Origin of the sequence: Microbacterium sp. NPDC089188 (assembly GCF_040685155.1) — a bacterium.
Taxonomy (GTDB): domain Bacteria; phylum Actinomycetota; class Actinomycetes; order Actinomycetales; family Microbacteriaceae; genus Microbacterium; species Microbacterium galbum.
Window position 1 is genome coordinate 544,429 of record NZ_JBFBHH010000001.1, and the last position, 21,750, is coordinate 566,178.

Consider the following 21,750-nt stretch of genomic DNA (forward strand, 5'->3'; position numbering starts at 1 on the left):
CGGACGCCTGCGGCGCCGTGGTGGTGTCGGAGGCGACGGGTAGTCTGACTCGGTGATCGTGGAGCAGCTCGGACTGAAGGACTTCCGCAATTACGCGGGCGCCGACGTCTCGCTCTCCGCGGGAGCCAATGTGTTCGTCGGGCGCAACGGGCAGGGCAAGACGAATCTCGTCGAGGCCGTCGCGTACCTCGCCACGCTCGGTTCCCACCGCGTCTCGAACGACGCACCGATGGTGCGGGACGGCACGGATGCCGCGATCATCCGCGCCAGGCTGGCCCACGGCGAACGCAGCGTCCTGCTCGAGCTGCAGCTGAACCGGCAGGGAGCGAACAAGGCGCGCGTGAACGGCGTCAACGTCCGCACGTCGGAGCTCCCGCGTTACGCGCAGGTCGTACTGTTCGCCCCGGAGGATCTCCAGATCGTCCGCGGCGACCCCTCGTCCCGGCGTCGATTCGCCGATCAGCTCATCGTGCAGCGCACACCGCGGATGGCCGCCGTCCTGGCGGATTACGACCGGGTGCTGCGCCAGCGCAGTGCCCTCTTGAAGTCGGCGCGGGCACGCGGTGTGCGGGGCGACGCCCTCAGCACGCTCGATGTGTGGGACGAGAAGCTCGTCTCGCTCGGCACCGAGGTCATCGAATCCCGGCTCGCCCTGGCATCCGATCTCTCCGCACCGATGGCGCGGTCGTACGCCGCGATCGCGGGAGCCGACCACGACCCGCGGTTGTCGTGGGCCCTGTCCGTCGGCGGGGGCGATCCCGAAGAGGGGGAGTCCGGGGATGCATCCGGTCCGTCGGGCCCGCTCGCCGATCAGTTCCGCGCTGCGCTCGCCGCTCGTCGCAGCGCCGAGCTCGAGCGCGGTCTCACTCTCGTCGGACCTCATCGCGACGACCTCGTCCTCGAGGTGAACGGCCTGCCCGTCAAGGGGTACGCGTCCCACGGGGAGTCCTGGTCGGTCGCCCTCGCCCTGCGGCTCGCGTCGGCGGAATTGCTGCGGGCCGAATCCCGCCTCGGCGATCCGGTCCTCATCCTCGACGACGTGTTCGCCGAGCTCGATTCCGGGCGGCGCACCCGTCTGGCCGAGATGGCGGGCGGGTACGAGCAGGTCATCGTCACCTCCGCGGTGGAGGAGGACGTGCCTGAGGGGCTGCGCGCCCACGTCGTACGGGTCGAGGCTGGTCGCATCCAGGAGTCCCTCGATGGCTGACGAGCCGGAGCTCCCGGAGACCATGGCGACCTATCTGCGCCTGCGCGGGCTCGAGCCGTCGCCCTACCGCCGGAAGAAGCGGCGGCGTCGCGCCGATGACGGCGAGAACGCCCCGTTCACGCCTGGTCGTGATCCCCGGGGCCTCGGCGACGTCCTGTCGTCGCTCACCCGTTCCGCCGGGTGGGAGCCCCAGCTCTCGCGTGAGGATCTCGTGCGCACGTGGGATGAAGTGGCGGGTGGCGACACGGCCGCGCACACCCGTCCGGTCGCGTTGGACGCGGGCACGTTGACGGTCCAGGCCGACTCCACCGCGTGGGCGAAGCAGCTGCAGCTCATGCGCGCGCACATCCTGTCGGAGATCATCCGACGCTTCCCCGAGGCGGGGGTGGAGGCGATCCGCTTTGTCGGCCCCGACGTCCCCTCTTGGAAATGGGGCCCCAGAGCCGTTCCAGGCCGCGGTCCGCGCGATACCTACGGTTAGGCCATGGTCGGTCCCGGCTCGACGCGATTTCTGCCCGCGTAGGGGCGTACACGCCATTTCGGCGAGTCCCGCGCGGTAAGATGGAGGTTCCGACGATTCGATCTGGAGCGCGTGTACTCATGACGTCCGAGAACCCCGACAACGTTTCCGAGGAACCCGAAGCGACCACTGCCGCAAAGGTTCCCAACGAGTACGGGGCAGACGCCATCCAGGTGCTCGAAGGTCTCGAGGCCGTCCGCAAGCGCCCCGGCATGTACATCGGTTCCACCGGAGAGCGGGGACTGCACCACCTCGTTCAGGAGATCGTCGACAACTCCGTCGACGAAGCCCTCGCCGGCTACTGCGACACGATCGACGTGACGATCCTGAGCGACGGCGCCGTGCGCGTGATCGACAACGGCCGTGGTATCCCGGTCGACATGCACCGCACCGAGGGCAAGTCGACCGTGGAGGTCGTGCTCACCGTGCTCCACGCCGGTGGCAAGTTCGGCGGCGGCGGCTACGCCGTCTCGGGAGGTCTGCACGGCGTGGGCTCCTCGGTGGTGAACGCTCTGTCGACCCGCCTCGAGGTCGAGGTGCAGCGTCAGGGACACGTGTGGCGTCAGTCGTTCCGCAACGGCGGTGTGCCACTCGCCCCCCTCGAGCAGGGGGAGGAGAGCGAGGCGACCGGTACCTCGATCACCTTCTGGCCGGATGCCACGATCTTCGACACGATCGACTTCGACTACGACACACTGCGCACTCGGTTCCAGCAGATGGCGTTCCTCAACAAGGGCCTGCGCATCAGCCTGCGCGACGAGCGTCCGCAGTCGGTCGTCACCGAGGGTGAGCCGGGCGAAGAGGTGACCGAGGCCCGTCACGACTCCTTCCTCTACGAGCGCGGTCTGGTCGACTACGTCGAGCACCTCAACCGCGTGCGCAAGGCCGACGTGGTGAACGACGAGATCATCGAGGTCGAGTCCGAGGACACCGAGCGCAAGATCGCCCTCGAACTGGCGATGCAGTGGACGACGGCGTACACCGAGAACGTCTTCACGTACGCCAACACCATCAACACGCACGAGGGCGGCACCCACGAAGAGGGCTTCCGTGCCGCTCTGACCACACTGGTCAACCGGTACGCGCGCGCGAACAACCTCCTCAAGGAGAAGGACGACAACCTCACCGGCGACGACATCCGCGAGGGTTTGACCGCCGTCATCTCGGTCAAGCTGTCGGAGCCGCAGTTCGAGGGTCAGACCAAGACGAAGCTGGGTAACACCGAGGCGCGCGCGTTCGTGCAGAAGGTCGTCGGAGACAAGCTGGGCGACTGGTTCGACCGCAACCCGGGCCAGGCCAAGAACATCATCCGCAAGGCCATCGACGCGGCCACGGCGCGTCTGGCCGCACGCAAAGCGCGCGAGACCGCTCGCCGTAAGAGCGTGTTCGAGTCGGCCGCGATGCCCGACAAGCTCAAGGACTGCACGTCGAAGGACCCCTCGATCAGCGAGATCTTCCTCGTCGAGGGTGACTCCGCCGGCGGCTCGGCCGTGCAGGGGCGCGACCCCCACACGCAGGCGATCCTCGCCCTGCGCGGCAAGATCCTGAACGTCGAGCGCGCGCGCCTCGACCGCGCTTTGGGTAACAAGGAAGTCCAGGCGATGATCCAGGCCTTCGGCACGGGCATCGGCGAGGACTTCGACATGGCGAAGGCTCGCTATCACAAGATCGTGCTCATGGCCGATGCCGACGTCGACGGCCAGCACATCACGACGCTTCTGCTGACGCTGCTGTTCCGCTACATGCGCGGTCTGATCGAGGCCGGGTTCGTCTACCTTGCGCAGCCCCCGCTGTACCGCCTGAAGTGGTCGAACCACCCGCACGAATACGCCTACAGCGACCGCGAGCGCGACGTGATGCTGGTCGACGGACAGGCCTCGGGCCGCCGCATCCCGAAGGACAACGGCATCCAGCGCTACAAGGGTCTCGGCGAGATGAACGACCACGAGCTCTGGGAGACCACCATGGACCCCCAGACCCGCACGCTCAAGCAGGTCACGATCGACGACGCCGCGGCAGCCGACGAGATCTTCTCGGTCCTCATGGGCGAAGACGTCGAGTCGCGCCGCAGCTTCATCCAGCGCAACGCCAAAGACGTCCGCTTCCTCGACATCTGATCTCGCCGACGCGAGACACGGCATCCAGACGACGAACGCACTTACGGAACTGAGAAGACATGGCTGACGACACCACCCCCGAGCCCGACGACGTCCGGGGTGAGCCGGTGCACGACCACGGCAAGATCGACCAGGTCGACCTGCAGCTCGAGATGCAGCGGAGCTACCTCGACTACGCGATGAGCGTCATCGTCGGTCGCGCGCTGCCCGATGTGCGCGACGGGCTCAAGCCCGTGCACCGCCGCGTGATCTACGGCATGTACGACGGCGGCTTCCGGCCCGACAAGTCGTTCTCGAAGTGCGCCCGTGTCGTCGGCGAGGTCATGGGCCACTATCACCCGCACGGTGACGCGCCCATCTACGACGCCCTCGTGCGCCTCGTTCAGCCGTGGTCGCTGCGCTACCCGCTGGCCCTCGGACAGGGCAACTTCGGTTCGCCCGGCAACCAGGGCGCGGCCGCGCCGCGGTACACCGAGACGAAGATGGCTCCCCTCGCGCTCGAGATGGTGCGCGACATCGAGGAAGAGACCGTCGACTTCCAGGACAACTACGACGGTCAGACCCAGGAGCCCACGGTCCTGCCGGCGCGCTTCCCGAACCTGCTGGTCAACGGCTCCGTCGGCATCGCGGTCGGTATGGCCACGAACATCCCGCCGCACAACCTGCGCGAGGTCTCCGCCGGAGCCCTGTGGGCTCTCGAGAACCCGGATGCCACCCGCGAGGAGCTGCTCGAAGCGCTCATGCAGCGCATCCCCGGGCCCGACTTCCCCACCCGTGCGCAGATCCTCGGCACCCGTGGCATCAAGGACGCGTACCGCACGGGGCGCGGCTCGATCACGATGCGCGCCGTCGTGAACATCGAGGAGATCCAGGGCCGGACGTGCCTCGTGATCACCGAGCTGCCCTATCAGGTGAACCCCGACAACGTCGCCGTGAAGATCGGCGACCTGGCCCGTGAGGGCAAGATCACCGGCGTTGCCGACATCCGCGACGAGAGCTCGGGACGCACCGGGCAGCGCCTGGTCGTGGTGCTCAAGCGCGATGCGGTCGCGAAGGTCGTGCTCAACAACCTGTACAAGCACACCCAGCTCCAGGAGAACTTCGGCGCCAACATGCTGGCCATCGTCGACGGCGTGCCGCGCACGCTGTCGCTCGACGGTTTCATCAGCCTGTGGATCGACCACCAGATCGAGGTCATCGTCCGTCGCACGCGCTACCGCCTGCGCAAGGCGGAGGAGCGCATGCACATCCTGCGCGGCTACCTCAAGGCGCTCGACGCGCTCGACGAGGTCATCGCGCTGATCCGCCGCTCGCCCACGGCTCAGGATGCCAACGACGGGCTGCAGAAGCTCCTCGACATCGACGAGGTGCAGGCGCAGGCGATCCTCGACATGCAGCTGCGTCGTCTCGCCGCCCTCGAGCGTCAGAAGATCGTCGACGAGGCCACCGAGCTCGAAGCGCGCATCGCCGACTACAACGACATCCTCGCCACCCCCGGTCGTCAGCGCACCATCATCCGCGACGAGCTCACCGCGATCACCGATCGTTTCGGCGACGACCGTCGCACCGAGATCCTCCACGGCTTCGACGGCGACGTCTCGATCGAAGACCTCATCGCGGAGGAGGAGATGGTCGTCACGGTCACCCGCGACGGCTACATCAAGCGCACACGGAGCGACAACTACCGCTCCCAGCACCGCGGCGGCAAGGGCGTGAAGGGCGCGCAGCTGCGTGCAGACGACGTGGTGGAGCACTTCTTCGTCACGACGACGCACCACTGGCTGCTGTTCTTCACGAACAAGGGCCGGGTCTACCGTTCGAAGGCGTACGAAGTCCCCGAGGCCGGGCGGGATGCCAAGGGCCAGCACGTCGCGAACCTGCTCGCCCTGCAGCCCGACGAGGAGATCGCGCAGATCCTCGACATCCGCGACTACCAGGTGGCGACCTATCTGGTGCTCGCGACCCGGGGCGGTCTCGTGAAGAAGACGCGTCTCGACGAGTACGACACCAACCGTCAGGGTGGCGTGATCGCCATCAAGCTGCGTGGTCAGACGTCCGACGAGGGCGACGACGAGCAGGCCGGCGCCGATGAGCTCGTCAGTGCGCTCCTGGTCGACGAGGGAGAGGACATCCTCCTCATCAGCCGCCTGGGAATGTCGCTGCGCTTCTCCGCCACCGACAGTGCTCTGCGCCCGATGGGCCGGTCGACGTCGGGTGTGAAGGGCATGGACTTCCGCGAGGGCGACAGCCTGCTCTCGGCATCCGTCGCCAAGGACGACGAGTTCGTGTTCGTGGTGACCGAGGGCGGCTATGCCAAGCGCACCGCGGTGACCGAATACCGCATGCAGAACCGCGGCGGTCTGGGCATCAAGGTGGCCCGTCTGACCGATGATCGCGGGGTGCTCGCGGGCGGGATGATGGTGTCCGAGACCGACGAGGTCCTTGTGGTTCTTGCCAGCGGCAAGGTGGTACGCTCCTCCGTGGCCGAGGTGCCCGCCAAGGGACGCGACACGATGGGTGTCGTTTTTGCCCGCGCAGGAGGCGACGACAAGATCATCGCGATCGCCCGCAACGCCGAGCGCAACCTGACCGAGACGACGGAGACGGCCACGGAGCCCGCCGCAGATTCTGCGGACGAGGTCACCGCCTCCACTCCCGAGACCCCCGAGGAAAGTACTGACGCATGAGCACGGTAGCCGACAAGCTCGCCAAGAAGTCGACTCACAAGACCCCTGCCAAGCAGGTGCGGCTGCGCCTGGTGTACATCGACTTCTGGTCGGCGGTGAAGCTGTCGTTCCTGGTGGCGGTCGCTCTCGCGATCGTGACCGTCGTGTCATACTTCCTGATCTACCTGGTGGTCTCGGCGACGCTGCTCACGAAGCTCGATGAGTTCTTCACCAGCTTCACCGACGGGGGAGCGACGCTCTCGCAGTACATCGGTCTGCCGCAGGTGATGGCGTTCGCGGCGATCGTCGCCATCCTGAACCTCGTCGTGGTCACCGTCCTCGGAGCCGTGATGGCCGGGATCTACAACCTCGCCGTCAAGGTGACCGGCGGCCTGCTCGTCGGTTTCACCTCGAACTGACGCCGATTCGTCAAAACCTCGCAAGTCCGGTAAAGTCTTCGAGGTTGACATCACGTCAGCGAGACGGGGCTATAGCTCAGGCGGTTAGAGCGCTTCACTGATAATGAAGAGGTCCCAGGTTCAAGTCCTGGTAGCCCCACCCCTTCCCTCGCGGGGCCTTAGCTCAGCTGGTAGAGCGCCTGCTTTGCAAGCAGGATGTCAGGAGTTCGAATCTCCTAGGCTCCACATCCGCGATATGAAAGCCGGCCTTCGGGCCGGCTTTCGGCGTTTCTGCTCCGAGGATGCGTTCGGTGCGCGGCTCCGGCTCTCCGCTCGGCGATGAGGGGCCGCCGTCGCCGGTCGGTAGAGTTCGGTCATGGACATGCGGGTCGCCGCGTACGCCGTCATCACCGACGCCGACGACCGCGTGCTGCTCGCCCACTGGATCGAAGGTCGACGGGCCGCCTGGACGCTCCCCGGTGGCGGACTCGAGCCCGGAGAGGATCCGGTGCACGCGGTGCGCCGAGAGGTCCAGGAGGAGACCGGGTTCCGGGTCGTCGTCGGCGACCTCCTCGGCATCCATTCCCGTGTCATCCCCGCCGAGTCGAGGCTCGCGGAGGGGCCTTCGGAGCCTCTGCACGCGTTGCGGATCGTCTACCGCGCGCGCATCGTGGGCGGTCGGCTCCGCTTCGAGACCGACGGCTCGACCGACCGGGCCGCGTGGTTCACGCTCGCGGCCGCCAGGAAGGTGCGGCGGGTGCAACTCGTCGACATCGCATTGCGCATGGCCGACCTGCCGCGGCCCTGATCGCGGTCAGGATCGCGCGGTGGTGATGTCGGCGACAACGGCGCTGTACGCGGCGATCAGGTCGTCGGCTTCGACGAACAGGCTGTATCCGTGTGCTCCGGCCCCCATCGCGATACGAGTGCCCACGATGCGTTCATCGGCGAAGACGGGCCATGCGGTGGAACTGCCGATCGGCACTATCGTGCCGCGCTCATAGCCCGTCGCCGCGAGGGCCAGCTCGGGCTCGGGCAGGCGGAGTTTGTTCACCCCGACGACGGCTCGCAGCTTCGGCCAGGAGATGGCCCGATCGCCGGGAACGAGCGCGAAGAGGTAGGTGTCGTCAGACCGCTTGACGACCAGCGTCTTGACGATGGATGCCGAGGGGATGCCGAGCAGAGCCGCCGCCTCGTCGAGGCTCGATGCGGCGGGTCGCTCGCGCACATCGACAGAGAGGCCGCGCTCGCGCGCGGCCTCTCTGACTCTGATGGTGGGATCGCTCACGCGTCCGGCGCCCGCAGCGGGTCGTCAGCCACCCAGAGCTCGTCGTCGGCCCGCAGCGTCTGCCAGGCGGCGTACGCGACGCCCGCCGCGGCGACGACGCCGAGGATGATGGCGATGACGCCACCGGCGCCGATGCCGTCGTGCTGCGACGGAAGCTTCTTGGAGAGGCGCTTCGAGGCCTGCTTGCCGTACTTCTCGGCCCGCTTCGCATACTTGTGGGTGTCGAGCTCGAAGCCCTTGCCCTTGGCGAGACGGTCGCGGGTGTCGCCTGCGGCGTCCCACACCGAGAGTGCACCGCCGACGACAGCACCAGCGGCCGGAACGACCTTGTTGCTGAGGAAGCGGTTGCTGTACTTCACGCTCTTGTCGACGTACGGCGCGGCGTACTTGTTGTAGCCGTCCTGCACGGCGGGGACGAGGTCTTCGCGGCTGAAGCGACCGAGCTGGTGGCCGGCTTCGCGAGCGACCTTCCCGCTCTCGCCCAGCAGCACCTGCTGCGACTCCCACACCTTGGCGGCGTGCTTCTGGAGCTTGCGCAGTTCCTTCTTGCTCTTGCGGCTGAGGCCCACGGCTCATCCTCCCTGTCGATGGGATGTACGTTGCCCTCATCTTGCCAGAACGGGCCGTCCGCGCCGCCGACCCTTGCAGATAACTCTGAGAGAATGTACCCATGGCCAACCACACCGCCGTCGCGACCCTGCACACCAACCACGGCGACATCGTCGTCAACCTCTTCGGTGACCACGCTCCGCGCACCGTCCGCAACTTCATCGGTCTCTCCGATGGGACGCAGGAATGGACCAACCCGGCCACCGGCGCCAAGGGCGAGGGTCCCCTGTACAAGGACGTCATCTTCCACCGCATCATCCCCAACTTCATGATCCAGGGCGGCGACCCGCTCGGTCAGGGCATCGGCGGCCCCGGATACAACTTCAACGACGAGATCCACCCCGAGCTCGACTTCACCGCGCCCTACAAGCTCGCCATGGCCAACGCCGGCCTGCGTCGCAACGCGATCACGGGTCAGCCGGAGGGAACGAACGGCTCGCAGTTCTTCATCACCACCGACCCCACTCCGTGGCTCCAGGGCAAGCACACGATCTTCGGCGAGGTGGCGGATGACGCCTCGAAGGCCGTGGTCGACGCCATCGCCGCCGTTCCCACCGGCGCTCAGGATCGGCCGAAGGCGGACGTCGTGCTGCACTCGGTCGACATCGCCGCGGTCTGATCCCGGACGGCGGCGGGTGTCCACCACCGAGGAGTTCCGTCGCAACAGCGACAACTTCTGCTACCGGCATCCCGACCGGCAGAGCTTCGTGCTGTGCCAGCGGTGCATGCGCACCGTGTGCTCGGAGTGCCGGACCCCCGCCGCCGTCGGAGTGATCTGTCCCGAATGCATGGCGCAGCAGCGCGCCACGCAGACACCGGCGCAGAAGAAGGCTGAGCGCCGCTGGGCGTCCCGTCCCATGTCGGTGGTCTCGTCAGGTCGCCCGACCATGACGCTCGGCATCATCGCCGTGACCGGATTGGTCTACATCATCGGGCTGATCCCGGGTGTCGGAAGCGTGCTGTCCGATCTCCTGGCGTTCAACAGCTTCTTCGTGCTGCCGCAGGCGGGAATCCTGCAGCCGTGGCGTCTGCTCACGGTGGCACTCGTGCACGGCAGCTTCCTCCACATGGCGCTGAACATGCTCGCGCTGTGGTTCATCGGGCGCAGCCTCGAGCCGTTGCTCGGCAGGGCGCGGTTCCTGATCCTCTACCTGCTCGGGGCGCTCGGCGGCTCGGTCGCTGTCGCCCTCCTGGCACCGGGCGTGTGGACGGTCGGCGCCTCGGGAGCCATCTTCGCGCTGTTCGGCGCATTGCTCGTGATCGGTCGGCACCTCGGCGCCGACATCCGGGTGATCGCGATCCTCATCACCATCAACTTCGCCTGGCCGTTCGTCCTCGCCGGGATCAACGCGATCGGGTCCGGAGACTTCGCGTCGTCGCTCGCAGCCATCGGCATCTCGTGGCAGGCGCACCTCGGTGGCCTCGTCACCGGCGCCGTGGTCGGCGTCATCTACTCGCGCACACGAGCGCAGCGTCAGCGGGGTCTGCAGACCGGTCTGCTCGTGGCCGTCACCGTGGTGCTCGTCGCGCTGCTGGCGATACCCGCGGTGGCCTACCTCTGAGACTTATCCACAGCTCCATCCACAGGTGGGGATGAATTACACGGGTGTAAGTCAGCGCCAGCGGGTGGTCATGAGGAAGCCCACGAAGGCGATGCCGAACCCGATGACGAGGTTCCAGGGGCCGATCCCCGGGATGGGGAACTGCGAGTTGCTGAGGTAGAACACCAGCACCCAGACGAGTCCGATCAGCATCAGGCCGATCATGATGGGCAGGAACCACACCGGGTTCGGGGCGGATCCACCGTCGTTGCGTTCGGCGATCGGGTCTTCGCCTTTGCCAGTTCGAGCCATGCGGCACAGTCTAATGCTCAGGTGTGCGCGAACCCACGGAACTAGACTCGCCTCGTGCACACCGTCCCGCAGCCTCAGACCCGACGGGCACGGCGGCGCACGACGGCTCCCCGCCGTGGTCTCTCGGTCATCGGCGTGATCGGCGATCTCCTCGTGACCGCCGGTGTGCTGGTGCTCCTCTTCGTGGTCTGGCAGCTGTGGATCGGCGACGTCATCATCGGGTCGCAGTTCAAGAACGAGGCGCGCGACATCACCGAGTCGTGGGCGGCCGATCCGCCTGCTCCGGCTCCGAGCGACACCTCGACCCCGGGCATCCCGCCCACTGCCGATCCGCCGGCGATGGCGCAGCCCGACGATGCCCAGATCTTCGGCGTCGTGCGCATCCCACGGCTGGGTTCCGACTATCAGTTCCGCCTGGCCGGTGGGGTGAGTGCGTCGCGGACGCTCGACCCGATCGGCCTCGGACACTACCCCGACAGCGCCATGCCCGGTCAGCTCGGCAACTTCGCCATCGCCGGTCATCGCGGCAGCCACGGGGCCCCCTTCGCGGATCTGCCGTCGCTGCACATCGGTGACGCCATCGTGGTCGAGACCGAGACCGGGTGGTACACCTATCGCTATCGCAACCTCGAGTACGTGCGTCCGGACGCGGTCGACGTGCTGCTGCCCCTCCCGCAGCGCCCCGAGATCGAGGCGACCGACCGCATCATCACGATGACGACCTGCAGCCCGCGCTACGGCTTCTCCGAACGAGCGATCGCCTACGGTGTCTTCGAGTCGTACACCCCCCGCACCGACGCGGGCCCGCCTCTCGCCCTGACCTCTGGAGCAGCCTGATGTACGGAGCCCTCTGGCGCGTCCTCCCCGGTCCGTGGTGGGTGCGCCTGCTGATCGTGATCGTCCTGCTGGCGGCCGTGCTCTACGGCCTCTTCTTCTACGTCTTCCCCTGGGTCAGCGACATCGTCTACCCGCAGGAGGTCACGGTCGAGTGAGCCCCTGGCGCGTCGTCATCGTCGACAACCGCGACAGTTTCGTCCACACCCTTGCCGGCTACCTGCGCGACCTGGGTGCGCAGACGGACCTCCTGTCCGCCGACGACACCCGGCTGTCGACCGTCGTCCGGGGATCCGCCGACGCCGTCCTGGTCTCCCCGGGACCGGGGCATCCCGCCGAAGCCGGCCAGTCCGAGCGGGTGATCCTCGAGGCGGCGGAGCTCGGCATCCCTCTTCTCGGGGTGTGCCTCGGGCACCAGGCCATCGCGACGGCGTTCGGAGGGCGCGTGGGGCACGCCCCCGAGCTGCTGCACGGGATCACGAGTGTCGTGCGACACGACGGCGCGGGCGTCTTCGCCGACCTGCCGGATGGATTCTCGGCGACGAGGTACCACTCCCTCGCGGTGGACCCGACGTCGGTGCCGGATTTGCTGGAGGTGACGGCGCTCACGGATGGCGGTGTCGTCATGGGGATCCGCCACCGAACCGCGCCGATCGAGGGGGTGCAGTTCCACCCCGAGAGCGTCCTCACCGAGGGGGGTCACGCCCTCCTGGGTCGGTGGTTGGAGAACGCCGGCATGCCCGGCGCGGCCGAACGCGCCGCCCGCCTCAGCCCGCGTGGCCTCAGGAGCCCGAGCAGACCGACAGCGTGATCTCGCTGTGCACCGGCACCTCACCCGGGGCGAGCGACTGGCCGCTCACCGTCTGGGGCGTCGTGGCGCGGCATCCGGGGTCTTCCTGCGTGATGACCGTCAGCTGCTTGCTGTCGGACTCGAGGTCGCGGATGGCGGCTTCGAGGAGGTACCCCGTGTAGTTGACGATGACGACCTGGCCGCTGGCGACGACCAGGTTGACCGCGGTGCCCTTGGCCAGCTGCGTGTCGGCCTCGGCGCTCGCGGACATCACGGTGCCTGCGGAGAGAGCGGGATCGGTGGTGCGGCGGATCGATCCGACCGACAGACCCGCGTTCTGCAAGGCGGTGCGCGCCTCGGACTCGGACAGGCCCTCCAGCGACGGCACCGACGCGGTGTCAGGCCCGGTCGAGACGTAGACGGTGACCTGCTGACCGGACGCCACGGTGGTCCCCGCGTCGGGGGTGGTGCGCGTGACGTTGCCTGCGGCGATGTCCGCGTCGGGTTCGTTGACACGGCTCGCGGTGAGCTCCTGCGCCTCGAGTGTCTCGACGGCCCGCTCGTACGACATGTCTACGACGTTGGGGACGGTGAAGGAGTTGGTGGGCACGTCCTCGTTCGGCTGGATCTGCATCACCCAGATGAGGACGGCGACGAGCAGGACGGCGAGCACCGTGACGCCGGCCCAGATCCACGCGACGGGCGGTCCGGGCTGGGTGCGACGCATGGTCGTGTCGGTACTGAGCTGCCGGAGCGAACGGGCGGTCTCGGCAGCCTGGCGGGGGTTCGGTCCGTAGAGCTCGTTAGAGAGGGCCGACATCTGGCGTTTCGTCGGCGACTTGCCGTCGGCGGTCTCGTCGAGTGCCTCGCGGAAGCCCGCGGCATCCTGCGGACGCTGGAACGGGTCTTTCGCGAGTGCGCGCAGCACGATCGCGTCGAGGGCGCGGGGGATGCTCTCGTTGACCTCGCTCGGAGGCAGCGGGGCCTCGCTCACGTGCTGGTACGCGACGGCGACGGGGGTCTCGCCGCGGAAGGGAGGGCGGCCCGTGAGCAGTTCGTAGAGCACGACACCGGTGGAGTACAGATCGGCTCGGGCGTCGACGGACTCGCCCTTCGCCTGCTCCGGCGAGAAGTACGCCGCCGTGCCCACGATCGCGGTCGTCTCGGCGACGGTGGACGACGAGTCGGACACGGCTCGCGCGATACCGAAGTCCATGACCTTGACGCGCCCGGCATCCGTGATCATGACGTTGCCGGGCTTGATGTCGCGGTGCACCACTCCGGCGCGGTGGGAGTACTCGAGGGCCTCGAGGATGCCGTCGACGTAGCGCAGCGCATCGTCGACCGGCACCGAGCCCTCGGCGATGATCTCCTTCAGCAGGCGCCCGTGCACGAGCTCCATGACGATGTACGGAACGGGGCGCTCCTGGCCGTCGACGCCGACCTCGACGTCCTCGCCCGCGTCGAAGACACGGACGATGGTCGGATGAGCCATGCGCGACGCGGCCTGAGCCTCGAGACGGAAGCGCGTGCGGAACGCGGCGTCGCCCGCCAGATCCGCCTTGAGGATCTTGATGGCCACCGTGCGCCCGAGCGTCTGGTCGTAGCCACGATAGACGCTCGCCATGCCGCCGCGACCGATGAGGTCGTCGACGCGGTAGCGCCCGGACAGGACGCGCGTCTCAATGGTCACGAAAACTCCCGGAGGGGGTGGGTCGAAGCTCAGGGCTTGGTGGTGGCGCCGGCGCCGTTGCCCGTGGTGGAGGGGCTCGGCGAGTTGCCTCCCGTGATCGAGGCGGATGCCTCGCCCGAGGGTCCTGCCGTGCGGTCGGTGCCCGAGCAGCTGACGGTGTACGTGACGCGCAGCGACTGCCCGACCGAGTTGCTCACCTTCAGCTGCGCGTTGCGCTCGTCGGGCGAGAACGACGCCGTGGACTGACCGTTCGTGTCGAACGTGCCGTTCGTCGCGGTGAAGTCGTACGACGTCACGCTGCCGGTACCGGCGGGGCAGGAGTACTGCTGCCACGACACCTGGATGTCGCTGCCGGCCGTGACGGACGTGCCCGGGAGAGTGGGCGTACCCGGCTGCTGCAGCGGCGTCTCTTCGCCGTACACGGTCACCGTGATGTTCGTGCCCTCGAGGTTGCGTCCCGTGGGGTCGACGATGTACACGAGACCGATCTGGTCGGCGTTCTCGGCGGCCGTGCCGGTGGCGCACGTCGCGCCGAGGTTCGCGTCACCCAGGATGCTGCGCGCTTCGTCGCAGGTCTTGCCGATGAGGTCGAGGGCGTCGACGTCGACGAGCTGTGCCGACTGCGTGGGCGTCGGCGAGGTCGACGGAGAGGCGGGGGTGCTGGGAGTGGCGGAACTGGGAGCGGCACTGGTGGGGGCGGCGTCCGGCTCGTTCTGGTTCGCCAGGAGCGTGAAGAGCGTTCCACCGAGGACCAGGGCCAGCAGCACGATGAGCGCGACCAGCGGCCACGTCCAGGGGCTCCGCTTCTTCTTCTGCGGGGCGGCGTCCTCTTCGGTGTGCTCCTCCGTGAGGATGGGAGCGACACCCGCCGCTGCGGCGCCGGCCGCGGGCAGCAGGCGCGTGGTGGCCGAGGTCTGCCCCGAGGTGAGGAGTTGCGTGGCGTCGTCGACAGCGGCGGCACCGGCGGCGATCGCCGGGACGGCCGCCGCGGCAGCGGCGAGGTCGCCGCGGCGGAGCGCGGCTGCGGCGCGCGAGACGGCGGCGGAGGATGCCGGGCGGTCCTCCGGCTTCTTCGCGATCATCGCCATCACGAGGTTCTGCACCGGGACGGCGACCGTGGGCGGCAGCGGAGCGGGCTGCTCGTTGATCTGCGCCATGGCGATGGCCACCTGCGACTCGCCCGTGAAGGGACGCTTGCCCGCCAGGCATTCGTACGCGACGATGCCCAGCGAGTAGGTGTCGGTGGCCGGTGACGCCGGGTGTCCCGAGGCCTGCTCGGGGGAGAGGTACTGCACCGTGCCCATGACCTGGCCGGTCGCGGTGAGCGGGACCTGATCGGCGATGCGTGCGATGCCGAAGTCGGTGATCTTCACGCGGCCGTCGGGGGTGATCAGCAGGTTGCCGGGCTTGATGTCGCGGTGCACGAGGCCCGCGGCGTGCGCCGCCTGGAGGGCGGCTGCGGTCTGCGCGACGATGTCGAGGGTCTTGTCGCTCGACAGCGACCCCTCGCGCTCGAGGATCGTGGACAGGGCCTCGCCGGGGACGAGCTCCATCACGAGGAAGGCGCTGCCGTCTTCCTCGCCGTAGTCGAAGACGCTCGCGATGCCCTCGTGGTTCACGAGCGCGGCGTGGCGGGCTTCGGCGCGGAAGCGCTCTAAGAAGCCCGGGTCGCCCATGTACTCGTCTTTGAGGATCTTGATGGCGACGGTCCGGCCGATGACGTGGTCGGTCGCCTCCCAGACCTCGCCCATACCGCCGATCGCGATCCGTGAATCGAGCTCGTACCGCCCGCCGAAGGTCACACCCTGTGTCGGTCTCATTTACCCAGCACCGCCTCCATGACCTTCTTCGCTATCGGGGCGGCGATCTCGTTGCCGCTCCCGCTCTGCCCCTGGCCTCCACCGTCTTCGACGACCACGGCGACGGCGACCTGAGGGTCGTCCGCCGGTGCGAAGCCGGTGAACCAGAGAGTGTAGGGGCGGGAATCGTTCTCCGCGGTGCCGGTCTTACCCGCCACCTGGACCCCGTCTATTCTTGCATTCGATGCCGCGCCGTCCTGGACGTTCGCCGTCATCATCGACACCATCTGGGCGGCGACGTCGGACTCGATCGCGCGACCGAACTCACTGCTGGTGCCCTCGTCGGTGACCGACAGGTTCGGCTCGATCACCCGATCGACCATCCGCGGGTTCATCACCACACCGTCGTTCGCGATGCCTGCCGAGACCATGGCCATCTGCAGCGGCGTGGCGCGGACGTCGCCCTGGCCGAAGCCGCTCAGCGCGGTCTGCGGCGCGTTGGGGCTAGCCGGGTAGGTGGACGCGGTCGACGTCAGCGGCATCGTGAAGGACGTGTTGAAACCGTACTTCTCCGCCTCCGCGCGGATCGCGTCGTCGCCCAACTCGACGGCGAGCTCGGCGAACGGGATGTTGCAGCTCAACCGCAGGGCCGTGGCGATGGTCACGGTGTCGCCGCCGCCGCACGTTCCGCCGCCGGCGTTGCTGACGACGTTGGTCGACTGCGGCAGCGTGTAGGCGGCGAGATTGGGGAAGGCCGAGTCGGGGGTGTACTTGCCGGATGCCAGGGCGGCCGAGGCCACGACGAGCTTGAACGTCGACCCCGGGGGGTTGAGGTTCCCCGAGATCGCGCGGTTGTCGAGCGGCTTCGCGCTGTCGGCGACCAGCTGGTCGTACGCCGCGTTCACGGCATCCGTGTCGTGGGAGGCGAGCGTGTTCGTGTCGAAGCTCGGCTTCGAGACCATGGCGAGGATGCGACCGGTCGAGGGTTCGATCGCCACGACGGCGCCCTGCTGGTCGCCGAGGGCGTCCCACGCGGCCTTCTGCACGTTCGCGTCGAGCGAGAGTTCGACGTTCGATCCGCGCGGGGCCTGACCGGTGATGGCGCGGTCGATGCGCGAGAAGAACTGGTTCGAGTCGGAGCCGCTGAGCACGCTGTTCTCGGCGGACTCGATGTTGGTCTTCGCGTCGAGCACGGGGTTCATGTAGCCGGTCACGGGCGCCCACATGGCGGCATCCGCGTATTGGCGCTGCCAGCTGTACACGTCGTCGGACGGGACCGACTGGGCGATCGGCGTGCCGCTGACGATGATCGATCCGCGCTGGATCTCGAAGGAGTCGTAGAGGGCGCGGGTGTTGCCCTGGGTGTTGGTCAGGGCGTTCGCCTGGACGACCTGGATGACGCTCGTCGAGGCGAACAGCGCCAGGAACATGGCGAGCATGACGATGCTGAGGCGTCGGAGTTCTTTGGTCACGGTGCCTCCTCGGGTCGGGGGGCGGCGGGGGTGCGGCGCATCAGCCGATCACCACCCGGGGGCGGGAGCGGACGGCGTCGGAGATGCGCAGCAGGAACGCCACGATGATCCAGTTCGCGATGAGCGACGATCCGCCGGCGGCGAGGAAGGGCGTGGTCAGACCCGTCAGCGGGATGACGCGCGTGACGCCGCCGACCATGATGAACACCTGCAGGGCGATCGTGAACGAGAAGCCCGTCGCGAGGAGCTTGCCGAAGTCGTCCTGACCGGCGAGACCGACGCGGATGCCACGGCTGGTGAACACCATGTACAACGCGAGGATCGCGAAGATCCCGACGAGGCCGAGCTCCTCGCCGAGGCTCGGGACGATGTAGTCGCTCTGCGACAGCGGCGTGATGTACGGACGCCCCTGGCCGAGCCCGGTGCCGAACAGTCCACCGTGGGACAGCCCGAAGATGCCCTGCACCAGCTGGTAGCTGCCGCCGTCGCGGTCGATGACCTCGGGGTCGAAGGCGTTCAGCCAGTTGGCAAAGCGGCCCTGCACGTAGGGCAGAACCCGGGATGCCAGGAACGCACCGCTGGCGACGAGGATGAGGCCGATGACGACCCAGCTCGTCTTGCCGGTCGCGGCGTAGAGCATGGCGACGAACATGCCGAAGATGAGCAGGCCGGTTCCGAGGTCGCGCTGCAGCACGATGATGCCGAGCGAGACGAGCCAGATGATGAGCACCGGGCCGAGCTCGCGCGCCCGCGGCCAGGTCATGAAGAGGAACCGGGTGCCCGTGGAGGTGAGGCTCTCTCGGGTGCGCACGAGGTAGCCGGCGAAGAAGATCGCGAGGCAGATCTTCGCCAGCTCACCGGGCTGGAACGACACGAAGCCGAGCGAGACCCACACATCGGCGTTCTGGTCGGTGCCCAGACCGGGCACGAACGGCAGGAGCAGCAGCAGGATGCCGACCAGTCCCGAGAGGTAGGTGTACCGGAAGAGGACGCGGTAGTTGCGGACGAAGATCAGCACGGCCAGTGCGCAGATCATCGCAATGGCGGCCCACGCGATCTGGCGGTGACCCGTGGCATCCCATCCGGTGCTCTGATCGGCGAGGTCGATGCGGTAGATCATCGCGATGCCGAGTCCCGTCAGCACGGTGGCGATGGGGAGGACGAACGGATCGGCGTCGCGCACGCGCAGGCGCAGCACGACGTGCATCACGAGGCCGAGCACGGCGGGCACGGCGGCCAGCGAGAGGAAGCCGGTGTCGATGGCGCCGGTCGCCCCGAGCTGGACGAGGGCCACGGCGGAGCCGTAGACGGCGATCGCGAAGAAGAGCAGACCCAGCTCGCGGTTGCGCTGCGTCGCCGGGACGCGGATCTTCTTCAGGGCGCGCATCACAGCCGTGTCGGTCGACACGGCGTCGGGGGAGCGCGTCTGCTTCTGGTCGGTCATCCGCTTCCCTCCGCCGCCGGGCGCAGGCGGTCGACGATCAGCTCCGCATCGGAGAGCGAGCGCGCCGAGATCGTGGCCTCGACGGTCTGACGGTCGAAGTCCGACAGATCGGCGAGCACGATGTTGGTGTCCTCGTAGACGGTCGAGAGCGAGATCGGCCCGATGGACTGCTGGATGCCGCGGTAGATGACGACCGAGTTCTCGTCGGCGCCGACGTAGTACCGCGTCTGGGTCCAGTTGTACCCCGCGAACAGGGCGAGCCCGATGCCGGCCAGCACGACGAGCAGCGCGGCGAGCCAGCCGAAACGGCGACGGCGCGCGCGACGGCGGTCTTCTTCGATGAGCTCCTCGAGGAACTCCGCGGCGGGCTCGAAGTGGGTCGGTTCGTTGGCGACCTGGCGGGCGTGGTGCAGCCAGTTCGGACGGCTGGGCCGGGCCGCCGGGACGACCACGCCGCTCGGGTTGGAGGCGGAGCCGACGATCGCCGGGGTGCCGATGAACACCGGATGCTGGCCGCCCACGTCGACGAGCACCACGGTGACGTTGTCGGGCGCGCCGCCGTCGAGCGCCTGCTTGAGCAGCGCGTCGGCCGTGCGCGCCGGGGGCATGCCGAGGGCGAGCGTCTTCGCGGTGTGCGGGTCGTCGACGACCCCCGACAGCCCGTCGGAGCACAGCAGCCAGCGATCGCCGTCCTGCGTCGGCATGATGAAGCTGTCGACCTCGGGATCGGGGTCCATGTCGCCGAGCACGCGCATGAGGACGGAGCGCCGCGGGTGGTATCGCGCCTCTTCGGGCGTGATGCGGCCCGAGTCGACGAGGCGCTGCACGAAGGTGTGGTCGGCCGTGATCTGCGTGAGCGTGTCGTCGCGGTAGAGGTAGATGCGCGAGTCGCCGATGTGGCCGATGACGGCGTAGTCGTCGACCATCACCAGGGCGCTCACCGTGGTGCCCATACCGGCGAGCTCGGGGCGGCGGGCGACCGTGTCGATCAGCTCGGCCGCGGTGTCGGCGAGGGCGTCGCGGATCGCGTGCTCCGCCTGCGCGGGGGTGCCGAAGGGCTGGTCGAGCTCGGTCAGTCGGTGGATCGCCAGACTCGAGGCGACGTCGCCCCCGGCATGACCGCCCATCCCGTCGGCGACGACGAAGAGGTTGGACCCGGCATAGCCGGAGTCCTGATTGTTGGAGCGCACCTTGCCCGTGTGAGAGATGGCGGCGCTCGAGCCCTGGAAGACCATGGGGGTGGCTTACGTCCTCAACTCGAACGTGGTCGCGCCGACCTTGATGGGCGCACCCACCTTGACCTGCACGGGCGACGCGACGCGGACGCCGTCGTGCGTCGTTCCGTTGGTGGAGTCGAGGTCCTGCAGCATCCACTGATCGCCCCACAGCACGAGTCGGGCGTGGTGGCTGGAGGTGTAGTCGTCGCGGATGACGAGCCCCGACTCGCTCGACCGGCCGATCGTGAGCGGCTCGGTGCCCAGCGGGAGTTCGAGACCCGCCTTGGGGCCGCTCGTGATGACGATGCGCGAGACCGCCGCGGTCGTCGCGAGAGCCCCGACCGGGGCGGGAGCGGGCGGTGCGGCCGGACGCTTGACCTGCGTGGTCACGGCGTCGGGAGACGCGGTCGGCGCCGCGGCCGCGGGAGCGGACGACGCTGCCGCCGGCTCGGGGAGCTTGCGCACCTTCACGCCGAAGAGGTCGGCACGCAGCGAGTAGACGACGCCGAACACGAAGAACCACAGCAGCACGAGGAACCCGCCCTGCAGAAGAAGAAGAGTCAGCTGACTCATGACAGGGGTCCCCGTTCCCGGACGTCGAAGATGCTCGTGGCGTCGGACGCCTGCGGGCGCCGCGGCGGCTGCGCCTGCGCGACCACACGGAACACGATATTGGTGCGGCCGATCGAGATCGTCGAATCGGGGGGCAGTGCCGCCTCCGAGACCTTGCGGCCGTTCAGGGTGGTGCCGTTGGTCGAGCCCAGGTCGCGGACCATCGCGCGCTCGCCGTCCCACAGGATCTCGACGTGCTTGCGGCTGGTGCCGGCGTCGGGGATGGTGATGTCGGCGTCGCTGCCGCGTCCGATCACGGTGCGCGAGCTCGTGAGCGGATGACGTGTGCCGTCGATGTCGACGACACCGCGCCAGGCGACACGGCCCTCGGTGGTCTGCGAGTCCACGCGGAGCGTGCCCGTCGACAGGGAGGAGTCGCGTTCGATCGTGATGGCGACGGGCCCCGCGAACGAGTAGCCCTGCGTGCGGGCGTGCTTCTTCACGAGCGTGTCGAGCTCGGTGAGCAGTGTGGAGCCCAGGGCGCCCATCTTCTCGTCGTCGGCGGGGGAGAGGCGCACCGAGAAGGCGTTCGGCGCCAGGATGCGCTCGCGCGTGACCACCACGGCCTTCTTGTCGAGCTCGCTGCGCAGCGCGGAGGCGATCTCCACCGGCTGGATGCCGCTACGGAAGGTCTTCGCGAACGCACCGTTGACGGCGCGTTCGAGACCTTTCTCGAAACTGTCGAGTAGTCCCACGAGACTCCTTCGGGCAGGCAGACCAGTAGGCACATCGTAGCCAGGGCGGCTGGGCAGGTCATGGAAGCGGCCTCCCGCGGCCGCGTTTCGTCACGTGGACCCCGCCGTGATATTCTCGGGAAGTTGAGTTCGTGGCATCCGTGCCGTGACTCGCGCGAGTGGCGGAATAGGTAGACGCGCTGGCTTCAGGTGCCAGTGCCCGCAAGGGCGTGGGGGTTCAAGTCCCCCCTCGCGCACAGAACGACGAAGACCCCGGGGTTCATCCCCGGGGTCTTCGTCGTTTGCCGCACGAGAAGTCGTCCGCGTCGGAAAGTTATCCACAGTTTCCACCCCCTGTGAGCGAAGTTCTCCCCAGGACGTTCTCCGCCGCGATCACGGGGGCGGTCTCGCGGAATTACGCGGATGTAATTCCCCTCGACGCCCGGAATGACGGGCGCGTGAACCGCGTCGACGTGACGTCGGCGAGCTGTCCGCGCGGACTTCCCACAGGGTTATCCACATGAGTTTTTCGACTGTGCACAGAGTTGTCCACAGAT

21 protein-coding genes and 3 tRNA genes are annotated in these 21,750 nt (G+C 68.2%); 14 read left to right on the plus strand and 10 right to left on the minus strand.

All coding sequences use genetic code 11. From position 1 onward, the window contains the following. Positions 1-52 precede the first annotated feature (52 nt). The 8 genes from recF to AB0N80_RS02480 all read left to right on the plus strand — a co-directional run bounded on the left by recF (position 53) and on the right by AB0N80_RS02480 (position 7,716). Complete coding sequence (gene recF / locus AB0N80_RS02445) at positions 53-1,207, plus strand: DNA replication/repair protein RecF (RefSeq protein WP_363388317.1); 1,155 nt, start codon at positions 53-55, stop codon at positions 1,205-1,207. Next, positions 1,200-1,688 carry a DciA family protein gene (locus tag AB0N80_RS02450; protein WP_363577367.1) on the plus strand — a complete coding sequence of 163 codons (489 nt, stop codon included), beginning with the start codon at positions 1,200-1,202 and terminating at the stop codon, positions 1,686-1,688. Before recF ends, AB0N80_RS02450 begins: the two co-directional genes overlap by 8 nt. A gap of 119 nt (positions 1,689-1,807) precedes the next feature. Next, complete coding sequence (gyrB, locus tag AB0N80_RS02455; RefSeq protein ID WP_363388311.1) at positions 1,808-3,844, plus strand: DNA topoisomerase (ATP-hydrolyzing) subunit B; 2,037 nt, start codon at positions 1,808-1,810, stop codon at positions 3,842-3,844. A gap of 59 nt (positions 3,845-3,903) precedes the next feature. After that, a complete protein-coding gene (gyrA, locus tag AB0N80_RS02460; protein ID WP_315994118.1) occupies positions 3,904-6,531 on the plus strand; it encodes a DNA gyrase subunit A in 2,628 nt (875 codons plus the stop codon). After that, entirely contained in the window at positions 6,528-6,929 is a 402-nt protein-coding gene (locus tag AB0N80_RS02465; protein ID WP_136586371.1) for a DUF3566 domain-containing protein, read from the plus strand. The genes gyrA and AB0N80_RS02465 overlap by 4 nt, the downstream gene beginning before the upstream one ends. Before the next feature lie 65 nt (positions 6,930-6,994). Beyond that, positions 6,995-7,068 (plus strand) — tRNA-Ile (locus tag AB0N80_RS02470). A 13-nt stretch (positions 7,069-7,081) separates the two neighbouring features. Then, positions 7,082-7,154: transfer RNA gene (locus AB0N80_RS02475), tRNA-Ala, on the plus strand. Between the two features lie 130 nt (positions 7,155-7,284). Next, complete coding sequence (locus tag AB0N80_RS02480) at positions 7,285-7,716, plus strand: NUDIX hydrolase (protein WP_315994117.1); 432 nt, start codon at positions 7,285-7,287, stop codon at positions 7,714-7,716. Positions 7,717-7,722: 6 nt separating this feature from the next. On the opposite strand, the gene AB0N80_RS02485 is transcribed toward AB0N80_RS02480, so the two are convergent. Beyond that, positions 7,723-8,196 carry a YbaK/EbsC family protein gene (locus AB0N80_RS02485; protein ID WP_315994116.1) on the minus strand — a complete coding sequence of 158 codons (474 nt, stop codon included), beginning with the start codon at positions 8,194-8,196 and terminating at the stop codon, positions 7,723-7,725. Then, positions 8,193-8,765, minus strand: coding sequence for a DNA helicase (locus AB0N80_RS02490; RefSeq protein WP_315994115.1), 573 nt, complete (start codon positions 8,763-8,765; stop codon positions 8,193-8,195). Before AB0N80_RS02490 ends, AB0N80_RS02485 begins: the two co-directional genes overlap by 4 nt. A 101-nt stretch (positions 8,766-8,866) precedes the next feature. Here AB0N80_RS02490 and AB0N80_RS02495 point away from each other — a divergent pair, with 101 nt between their 5' ends. Further along, the gene (locus AB0N80_RS02495) at positions 8,867-9,424 is read left to right on the plus strand and encodes a peptidylprolyl isomerase (RefSeq protein WP_363388302.1); all 558 of its coding nucleotides are present in this window, start codon (positions 8,867-8,869) and stop codon (positions 9,422-9,424) included. Between the two features lie 16 nt (positions 9,425-9,440). Continuing rightward, entirely contained in the window at positions 9,441-10,367 is a 927-nt protein-coding gene (locus AB0N80_RS02500) for a rhomboid family intramembrane serine protease (protein WP_315994113.1), read from the plus strand. 51 nt (positions 10,368-10,418) lie between these two features. Here the strand turns inward: AB0N80_RS02500 and AB0N80_RS02505 are convergent, their stop codons facing one another. Next, a complete protein-coding gene (locus AB0N80_RS02505; RefSeq protein ID WP_076673116.1) occupies positions 10,419-10,658 on the minus strand; it encodes a cell division protein CrgA in 240 nt (79 codons plus the stop codon). Between the two features lie 54 nt (positions 10,659-10,712). Between AB0N80_RS02505 and AB0N80_RS02510 the strand changes: the two genes are divergently transcribed. Genes AB0N80_RS02510 through AB0N80_RS02520 form a run of 3 tightly spaced genes read left to right on the plus strand, consistent with a single transcriptional unit; the run spans position 10,713 to position 12,303 of the window. Beyond that, entirely contained in the window at positions 10,713-11,495 is a 783-nt protein-coding gene (locus AB0N80_RS02510) for a class E sortase (RefSeq protein ID WP_363577370.1), read from the plus strand. Further along, a complete protein-coding gene (locus AB0N80_RS02515) occupies positions 11,495-11,650 on the plus strand; it encodes a hypothetical protein (RefSeq protein ID WP_315994111.1) in 156 nt (51 codons plus the stop codon). The genes AB0N80_RS02510 and AB0N80_RS02515 overlap by 1 nt, the downstream gene beginning before the upstream one ends. Further along, positions 11,647-12,303, plus strand: coding sequence for a gamma-glutamyl-gamma-aminobutyrate hydrolase family protein (locus AB0N80_RS02520; protein ID WP_363577372.1), 657 nt, complete (start codon positions 11,647-11,649; stop codon positions 12,301-12,303). The genes AB0N80_RS02515 and AB0N80_RS02520 overlap by 4 nt, the downstream gene beginning before the upstream one ends. On the opposite strand, the gene pknB is transcribed toward AB0N80_RS02520, so the two are convergent. From pknB to AB0N80_RS02555, 7 genes are read right to left on the minus strand one after another with little or no spacing between them, the layout of a single operon-like run. Continuing rightward, on the minus strand, positions 12,275-13,975 hold the full coding sequence (pknB, locus tag AB0N80_RS02525) for a Stk1 family PASTA domain-containing Ser/Thr kinase (protein WP_315994109.1): 1,701 nt from the start codon (positions 13,973-13,975) through the stop codon (positions 12,275-12,277). The genes AB0N80_RS02520 and pknB overlap by 29 nt on opposite strands. Positions 13,976-14,004: 29 nt before the next feature. Beyond that, positions 14,005-15,795: a serine/threonine-protein kinase gene (locus AB0N80_RS02530; RefSeq protein ID WP_315994108.1), complete on the minus strand. Its 1,791-nt coding sequence runs from the start codon at positions 15,793-15,795 to the stop codon at positions 14,005-14,007. Continuing rightward, on the minus strand, positions 15,792-17,246 hold the full coding sequence (locus tag AB0N80_RS02535; protein WP_363388282.1) for a penicillin-binding protein 2: 1,455 nt from the start codon (positions 17,244-17,246) through the stop codon (positions 15,792-15,794). The genes AB0N80_RS02530 and AB0N80_RS02535 overlap by 4 nt, the downstream gene beginning before the upstream one ends. A gap of 40 nt (positions 17,247-17,286) precedes the next feature. Further along, a complete protein-coding gene (locus AB0N80_RS02540; RefSeq protein WP_315994106.1) occupies positions 17,287-18,690 on the minus strand; it encodes an FtsW/RodA/SpoVE family cell cycle protein in 1,404 nt (467 codons plus the stop codon). Then, on the minus strand, positions 18,687-19,925 hold the full coding sequence (locus AB0N80_RS02545) for a PP2C family serine/threonine-protein phosphatase (RefSeq protein WP_315994105.1): 1,239 nt from the start codon (positions 19,923-19,925) through the stop codon (positions 18,687-18,689). Before AB0N80_RS02545 ends, AB0N80_RS02540 begins: the two co-directional genes overlap by 4 nt. 9 nt (positions 19,926-19,934) lie before the next feature. Beyond that, positions 19,935-20,480, minus strand: a complete 546-nt coding sequence (locus AB0N80_RS02550; RefSeq protein ID WP_315994104.1) for an FHA domain-containing protein — start codon at positions 20,478-20,480, stop codon at positions 19,935-19,937. Continuing rightward, positions 20,477-21,214, minus strand: coding sequence for a DUF3662 and FHA domain-containing protein (locus AB0N80_RS02555; protein ID WP_315994103.1), 738 nt, complete (start codon positions 21,212-21,214; stop codon positions 20,477-20,479). The genes AB0N80_RS02550 and AB0N80_RS02555 overlap by 4 nt, the downstream gene beginning before the upstream one ends. 152 nt (positions 21,215-21,366) lie before the next feature. Here AB0N80_RS02555 and AB0N80_RS02560 point away from each other — a divergent pair. Next, a tRNA-Leu gene (locus AB0N80_RS02560) sits at positions 21,367-21,450 on the plus strand. Positions 21,451-21,750 lie beyond the last annotated feature (300 nt).